Source organism: Bradyrhizobium sp. (assembly GCF_049586575.1).
Lineage (GTDB): Bacteria > Pseudomonadota > Alphaproteobacteria > Rhizobiales > Xanthobacteraceae > Bradyrhizobium.
The window spans coordinates 1-7,512 of record NZ_JBAVCF010000026.1 but is presented as its reverse complement, the minus strand read 5'-3'; the positions used below and the strand labels follow the sequence as shown (position 1 = coordinate 7,512).

Below are 7,512 nucleotides of genomic sequence, written 5' to 3'. Positions count from 1 at the left end.
GTTAAATATTCGCTCGCACCATTGCGCATCGCGCTCGAACGATCCCTCAAGAAAGCTGGTCAGTTTGTACCGACCGATTGGCGAAACGGTATTCATCATGCGGCGGCCGCGGCTGCCGAGCCTGGGGACATCCTGCTGATGGAGAACATTCGGTTCCATCCAGGTGAAGAAGGCAACGATCCCGGCTTCTCCCGAGCGCTTGCTGGTCTGGGCGATATCTTCGTGAATGACGCGTTTTCCGTTTCTCATCGCGCGCATGCTTCGACCGAGGGTATCGCGCGACTACTGCCGTCTTTCGCGGGCCCGGGGATGGAGGCGGAGAGTTCTGCTTTGGATCAGGCGCTTAGCAATCCGGTCGGGCCTGTCGGTGCGGCGGTCGGTGGCGCCAAGGTCTCGACGAAGATCCTGGTTCGTGAGAACCCCGTAAAGCGTGTGGATGAGTTGATTATCGGCGGCGCCATGGCGAATACATTCCTGCATGCTCAGGGGATTTCCGTTGGAAGGTCGCTTTGCGAACCGAATTGCAGCGCGATAGCCGAACGCATTTTGAAACAGGCTGAAGCCTATAGTTGCAATGTTATCCTGCCTCGGGACGTGGTCGTCGCCAAAGAGTTCGCGAAGGATGCGTCTCACGTTAACGTTCGGGCCGTGCCGGAAGACACGATGGTTCTTGATCGGTCCAGAGACGGTTGCCGACATCAAAGAACTCTTCTGCAATCTCAGAACGCTTTTCTGGGATGGCCCTGTCGGGGCTTTCGAGATCGAACCGTTCGGACGCGGCACATTTGCGCTCGCCAAAACTGCCGCTCGGCTGACACAGGCAGGAAAACTTCTGACCGTAGCCGGTGGCGGCGACACTCTAGCGGCGTTCGCGGCCGCGGATGTGACTGATAGCTTTAGCCATGTCTCGACGGCCGGTGGCGCATTTTTGGAATGGCTCGAGGGGCGCGATCTCCCGGGTGTGGCAATCCTTAGGACATTCAACATCTAACGGAGGCATCGATGGCTCGAATAACCCTGAGACAATTGCTCGACCACGCAGCTGAGTATGGTTACGGCGTGCCTGCATTCAACATCAACAATATGGAGCAGGGGCTCGCGATCATGGACGCTGCGGCCACCGTCGATGCGCCTGTCATCATCCAGGCGTCGCGGGGCGCTCGCTCCTATGCGAACGACATCATGCTCTCGAGGATGATCGACGCGCTGGAGGAGATGTATCCGCAGATCCCGCTTTGCATGCATCAGGATCACGGCAACGAGGAGGCAACCTGCGCGACCGCGCTTCAATACGGATTCACATCTGTGATGATGGACGGATCGCTGAAGGCCGACGCCAAGAGCGCGGCCGACTATCAATACAATGTTGACATCACCCGGCGCGTCGTCGACATGGCGCACTGGATCGGCGCGTCAGTGGAAGGCGAATTGGGCGTGCTCGGTTCGCTTGAGCATGGCGGTGGCGAACAGGAGGACGGCCACGGCGTCGAAGGCAAGGTCAGCCACGATCAACTGCTGACAGATCCGGATCAGGCGGTGGATTTCGTCCGCGCGACCAAGGTCGATGCATTAGCGATCGCCATGGGCACCTCGCACGGAGCCTACAAATTCTCGCGCAAGCCTGATGGCGACATCCTTGCCATGAACGTGGTGGAGGAAATTCATCGCAGGCTTCCGAACACCCATCTGGTAATGCACGGCTCGTCGTCTGTGCCGCAGCCTCTGCAAGATATGTTCAACAAGTTCGGCGGCGAAATGCCTCAGACGTGGGGTGTCCCCGTCGAAGAAATTATTCGCGGCATCAAGCATGGCGTTCGCAAGGTCAATATCGACACTGACTGTCGCTTAGCGATGACCGCGGCATTTCGGAAAGTCGCGGCGCAGACAAAAAGTGAATTCGATCCACGTAAATTTCTGAAACCGGCGATGGACGCGATGCGAGATCTATGCCGCGAGCGGTTCGAGCAATTCGGCACCGCTGGCAATGCCGCGAAGATCAAGGTGATTCCGCTGGCGGAAATGGCGAGGCGTTATCGCGCGGGCGCTCTCGATCCACATATCGGAACTATGGCGACAGCAGCCGAGTAGAATTGGGAAACTTCAGTCCGGACACGAGCGCCGGCCAACGTCTCTGAGGAGAATGAAATGAACGAGCATTCCGTTACGTTACATGGGAAAGAACGCTACAAGTCCGGTGTCATGGAATACAAGAAGATGGGCTACTGGGAGCCCGACTATGCGCCAAAGGACACCGACATCATCGCGCTGTTCCGGGTGACGCCGCAGGACGGCGTCGATCCGATCGAGGCATCCGCGGCAGTCGCCGGCGAATCTTCAACAGCGACATGGACTGTAGTGTGGACCGACCGACTTACTGCGGCGGAAAAGTATCGTGCGAAATGCTACCGCGTCGATCCGGTGCCGAACTCGCCCGGGCAATACTTTGCCTATATCGCCTATGATCTGGACTTGTTCGAGAACGGATCGATATCGAACCTCTCGGCTTCGGTGATCGGTAATGTGTTCGGCTTCAAACCGCTAAAGGCGCTGCGGCTTGAGGACATGCGATTTCCGGTTGCCTATGTGAAGACGTTTCAGGGACCGGCGACCGGCATCGTGGTAGAGCGCGAGAGGCTCGACAAGTTCGGTCGACCATTGCTGGGTGCAACGGTGAAGCCCAAGCTTGGCCTCTCCGGCCGCAACTACGGCCGCGTGGTCTACGAGGCGCTGAAGGGTGGTCTCGATTTTACCAAGGATGACGAGAACATCAACTCGCAACCGTTCATGCACTGGCGCGAGCGATTTCTGTACTGCATGGAAGCGGTCAACAAGGCGCAGGCCGCGTCCGGCGAGATCAAGGGCACCTATCTCAACGTCACCGCGGGGACGATGGAAGATATGTATGAGCGCGCCGAGTTTGCCAAGGAACTGGGTTCCGTCATCATCATGATCGATCTGGTGATCGGATACACCGCGATTCAGTCGATGGCGAAATGGGCGCGTCGCAACGACATGATCCTGCATCTGCATCGGGCAGGTCATTCGACCTATACACGGCAGCGAAACCATGGTGTCTCGTTCCGCGTGATCACGAAGTGGATGCGGCTCGCGGGCGTCGATCACATCCATGCCGGCACGGTGGTCGGGAAGCTGGAGGGCGATCCGGCGACGACGCGCGGCTATTACGACATCTGCCGTGAGGACTTCAATCCGATGCAGCTCGAACACGGCATATTCTTCGATCAGAACTGGGCGAGCCTCAACAAGCTGATGCCGGTTGCGTCCGGTGGCATCCACGCCGGCCAGATGCACCAGTTATTGGATCATCTCGGGGAGGATGTGGTGTTGCAATTCGGTGGCGGCACCATCGGTCATCCTATGGGCATCCAGGCCGGCGCGACCGCGAACCGCGTGGCACTGGAGGCGATGATCCTCGCCCGCAACGAAGGCCGCGACTATCTGCATGAAGGGCCGGAAATTCTGGCGAAAGCGGCGCAGACCTGTACGCCTCTGAAATCGGCGCTGGAGGTGTGGAAAGACGTCACCTTCAACTACGAATCCACCGACATGCCGGACTATGCCCCCACCGCCAGCGTCTCAACGTAAAGGAGCAACATAATGCGCGTGACCCAAGGCTGTTTTTCATTCCTGCCAGATCTCACCGACGAGCAGATTTCTCGACAGGTCCAGTATTGCCTCGACAAGGGCTGGGCAGTGAACATCGAATTCACCGACGATCCACACCCACGCAATATCTACTGGGAGATGTGGGGTCTTCCGATGTTCGATCTGAAGGATGCCGCAGGAGTCATGATGGAACTCGCTGACTGCCGCCGTACCTATGGCGATCGCTACATTCGAATGTCTGGTTTCGATTCCAATCACGGCTGGGAGTCAGTCAGGATTTCCTTCATCGTCAACCGGCCGAAGGACGAGCCGGGCTTCCGGCTCGAGCGTCAGGAAGTGGTTGGACGAAATGTCCGCTACACAACGAAATCCTATGGGGTCGATAAGCCCGAAGGTCAACGCTACGGCTAACCCCGTAAGTAAAACTGATACCAGGCCGTCCCGCATCGTCCCTGAATGCGTTTAGTGGCTTGGAAGCCTAGTCCCCGTTGTGCCGCTGGGACAGCGGGGATTCCTTTATCCGAAGGTGAGTGAGGCGATAGTGTCTGATCAACAAAGCAAAACAATGAGCATTGCACCTCGGGATACACTTCCTGCATCAGTTTCGCTGCGTGAAGAATTGGACGCGGTCGGAATCAGCGATGTCCTTGCACAGCTCGATCGCGAATTGATTGGCCTCAAGCCGGTGAAGACCCGCATTCGAGAAATTTCATCGCTTTTGTTGATCGAGCGTGTACGCCGCAAGTTAAATCTCTCGACGTCCTCGCCAACATTGCACATGTCATTCACCGGAAATCCTGGAACAGGCAAGACAACTGTCGCGTTGCGGATGGCCGATATCCTGCACAGACTTGGGTTCGTGAGACGTAGTCACGTCATCTCGGTGACTCGGGACGATCTGGTCGGGCAATATATCGGTCACACCGCGCCAAAAACGAAGGAGATATTGAAAAAGGCGATGGGGGGCGTGCTGTTCATCGATGAAGCATACTATCTGCATCGTCCTGACAACGAGCGCGATTACGGTCAGGAAGCCATAGAAATTCTTTTGCAAGTGATGGAAAATCAGCGCGCGGATCTGGTCGTCATCCTGGCCGGATACGGCGAGCGCATGGACAAGTTCTTTGCAAGCAACCCGGGGTTCCGCTCGCGCATTGCTCATCATATCGATTTCCCCGACTATGCGGACGACGAATTGCTTTCAATCGCCGAGATGATGCTCGGCGAGCAGAATTACCGCTTCAGCCCGGATGCACGAGAGGCCTTCGTTCGCTATATCGCGCTGCGCAAGACACAGCCGCTTTTTTCGAACGCGCGCTCGATCCGCAACGCGCTGGACCGCATACGGCTGCGCCAAGCCAACCGGCTTGTCTCCGATCTCGACCGTTTGCTGACGGCCGACCAGATCATGTCTATCGAGCCGCCGGATGTTCTCGCAAGCCGCGTTTTCGTCGAGGCAGAGACCGATCCAGTCGGTCAATCGAGAGTAGAGAAAGGGCCCGAGCGAGATGCGTGAGCCGATCATCATCGCACCATCCATCCTTTCTGCGGATTTCGCCAGGCTCGGCGAAGACGTCCGGGATGTTATGGCAGCGGGCGCCGACTGGGTTCATCTCGATGTGATGGATGGGCATTTCGTCCCAAACATCACGTTCGGGCCCGCAGTGATCCAGGCATTGCGGCCGCACTCGGACAAAGTGTTTGATTGCCATTTGATGATTGAGCCCGTAGACCGCTTTCTGGAATCCTTCGCCAAAGCGGGTTGCGACATCATCACAGTTCATGCTGAGGCGACTAAACATCTCGACCGTTCGCTCCAGGCTATTCGGTCGCTCGGCAGGAAAGCGGGCGTCTCGCTCAATCCTCACACGCCGGAATCCGTGATTGAATACGTCTTGGACAGGCTCGATCTCGTACTGGTGATGAGCGTCAATCCCGGTTTTGGCGGGCAAGCCTTCATCCCGGCGATCGTTGAGAAGGTAAGACGCATAAAAGCAATGATCGGCAACCGACCTATCGTTATCGAGGTTGATGGCGGTGTGACGCCCGAGACGGCTCCTCTGTTAGTCAAGGCAGGCGCCAGTGTTCTGGTTGCCGGTTCCGCAATCTTCAAGGGTGGCAAAGCTGAGTATTGCAGAAATATTGCCGCAATTCGTAGTGCGGGAGCGGACTGAGGATGACCGCTCCAATCCGCTGTTGTCCCATAGAAGCAATCATTTTTGATCTCGACGGCACCTTGCTAGATTCCGCCGCGCAAATCGCTGCTGCAATCAATGTGCTGCTACGTGCGAGGGGTCTTGAGACGTTTCTCGCGGGAGAGATCGCACGCCACGTCGGCTGGGGATCGCACAAACTCGTCGAATCGGCGTTCGCTTCGCGGGGAGTGATTCTGTCGAATGAGCAGATCGTAGCTCAGGAAAAGCTCTATCTTGCCAACTACGCGTCGATCGCGGAACGCGACATCGTCTTCTTCCCGGGCGCGATAAAGCTCATCGGGGCCTTGGCCCGACGAAAGCTGAGCCTTGGAATCTGCACCAATAAGCAGGAAGGGATTGCACGGGCAATTCTTGAGAAGGTGAAGCTTGTGCCTATGTTCGGTTCAATCATTGGCGCCGATAGCGGCTTCGGGCTTAAGCCTTCTCCGGCGCCGCTTTACGCAGCGCTGCAGCGCCTTAAAGCGACCAGCTCCCGGACGGTCTTTGTAGGTGACAGTGCGATCGACGACGAAGCGGCCTTTGCGGCCCAGGTTCCCTTCGCGCGTGTGCGGCATCCCGGGTATCCATCTCCAATATCTGCCTTTGAGCCGGAATATCAATTGGGCGAACTATCCGAGCTTACAGCCATCGTTGACAGAAGAAACAAGGAGGCAGCGCCATGATCGTCGCCCTCATTTTTGATGTAGATGGAACGCTTGCGGAGACAGAGGAAGCGCATCGTATGTCTTTCAATGACGCGTTTGCAGAAGCCGGTCTTGATTGGGCCTGGTCGCATACGGACTATCAAAATCTGTTGCGCATCACCGGCGGCAAGGAGCGGATGCTGCACTACATCGAAAGCTGGGGGGCGGCTCCGCCGCCGGGCGAACGCGGCGAGGCCATCCGCGCATTGCACAGCCGGAAGACGGAGCTCTATGCTGCGCGCGTTGCCGCCGGCAATGTTCCGCTTCGACCTGGAATTGAAACGCTTTTGCAAGCTGCCCGTGATTACGGGTTCAGACTAGCCATTGCAACGACGACTAGCCGCTCGAATGTCGATGCGTTGCTCGCTGCCAACCTTGGCCAGGACGCTGTCAATTGGTTTGCGACGATAGTTTGCGGTGACATGGTCGCGCGTAAAAAACCAGCGCCAGATGCCTATGAAGAGGTTCTGCGGATCCTCCGTAAACGACCAGAAGAAACCATCGCGATCGAAGACTCTTGGAATGGTGTGCAAGCCGCTCGCAGCGCCGGCATTGCAGTCGTTGCGACCCCGAGTCTCTATTCTGCGGATGATGATTTTTCCGACGCAACCGCTGTCGTGACTGATCCACTTTGCTTTGGTGCCATACTTGGCTTGACAAGAAAATTGCGAGACGAGAGAGCGGGGCTCGGCTCGTCCATCTAGATGCAGGGGAAGCTCGCAAGACAACAGGATTGTAAACGGCAGCATGTCCACAAGCGCAGCTGGTTTGGAGGAGACGACTATGGCTACAATCGAACTGGACGGCACGATACGGGGTTTCGAAGGTAGCATTCTCGATCGAGAACGCACGATCGCGACGGCCGGCTTCAACCGCTGGCTGGTGCCGCCGGCCGCACTATGCATCCATCTTTGCATTAACAAGATGCTCCCGATCGAGCGTACTGGTGGCCGGGGCGACATGCGCCCCAACCAAGGACCTTAAGA

General features: G+C 57.1%; 8 protein-coding genes and 1 pseudogene. All 9 read left to right on the top strand.

Annotated features, from left to right (window positions below):
- Positions 1-21 precede the first annotated feature (21 nt).
- The 9 genes and pseudogenes from WB528_RS00905 (at position 22) to WB528_RS00865 (ending at position 7,510) form a co-directional block, all read left to right on the top strand.
- Positions 22-991 (top strand): annotated as a pseudogene (locus WB528_RS00905) (phosphoglycerate kinase).
- A gap of 11 nt (positions 992-1,002) precedes the next feature.
- On the top strand, positions 1,003-2,088 hold the full coding sequence (fba, locus tag WB528_RS00900; RefSeq protein ID WP_423886551.1) for a class II fructose-bisphosphate aldolase: 1,086 nt from the start codon (positions 1,003-1,005) through the stop codon (positions 2,086-2,088).
- A gap of 57 nt (positions 2,089-2,145) precedes the next feature.
- Positions 2,146-3,606: a form I ribulose bisphosphate carboxylase large subunit gene (locus WB528_RS00895; protein WP_423886550.1), complete on the top strand. Its 1,461-nt coding sequence runs from the start codon at positions 2,146-2,148 to the stop codon at positions 3,604-3,606.
- A gap of 12 nt (positions 3,607-3,618) precedes the next feature.
- On the top strand, positions 3,619-4,038 hold the full coding sequence (locus tag WB528_RS00890; RefSeq protein ID WP_423886549.1) for a ribulose bisphosphate carboxylase small subunit: 420 nt from the start codon (positions 3,619-3,621) through the stop codon (positions 4,036-4,038).
- Between the two features lie 154 nt (positions 4,039-4,192).
- Positions 4,193-5,143 carry a CbbX protein gene (cbbX, locus tag WB528_RS00885; protein ID WP_423886552.1) on the top strand — a complete coding sequence of 317 codons (951 nt, stop codon included), beginning with the start codon at positions 4,193-4,195 and terminating at the stop codon, positions 5,141-5,143.
- Positions 5,136-5,801: a ribulose-phosphate 3-epimerase gene (rpe, locus tag WB528_RS00880; protein ID WP_423886548.1), complete on the top strand. Its 666-nt coding sequence runs from the start codon at positions 5,136-5,138 to the stop codon at positions 5,799-5,801. The genes cbbX and rpe overlap by 8 nt, the downstream gene beginning before the upstream one ends.
- A gap of 2 nt (positions 5,802-5,803) precedes the next feature.
- The gene (locus WB528_RS00875; protein WP_423886547.1) at positions 5,804-6,505 is read left to right on the top strand and encodes an HAD family hydrolase; all 702 of its coding nucleotides are present in this window, start codon (positions 5,804-5,806) and stop codon (positions 6,503-6,505) included.
- Entirely contained in the window at positions 6,502-7,230 is a 729-nt protein-coding gene (locus tag WB528_RS00870; RefSeq protein WP_423886546.1) for an HAD-IA family hydrolase, read from the top strand. The genes WB528_RS00875 and WB528_RS00870 overlap by 4 nt, the downstream gene beginning before the upstream one ends.
- A gap of 79 nt (positions 7,231-7,309) precedes the next feature.
- Complete coding sequence (locus WB528_RS00865; protein ID WP_423886553.1) at positions 7,310-7,510, top strand: hypothetical protein; 201 nt, start codon at positions 7,310-7,312, stop codon at positions 7,508-7,510.
- Positions 7,511-7,512 lie beyond the last annotated feature (2 nt).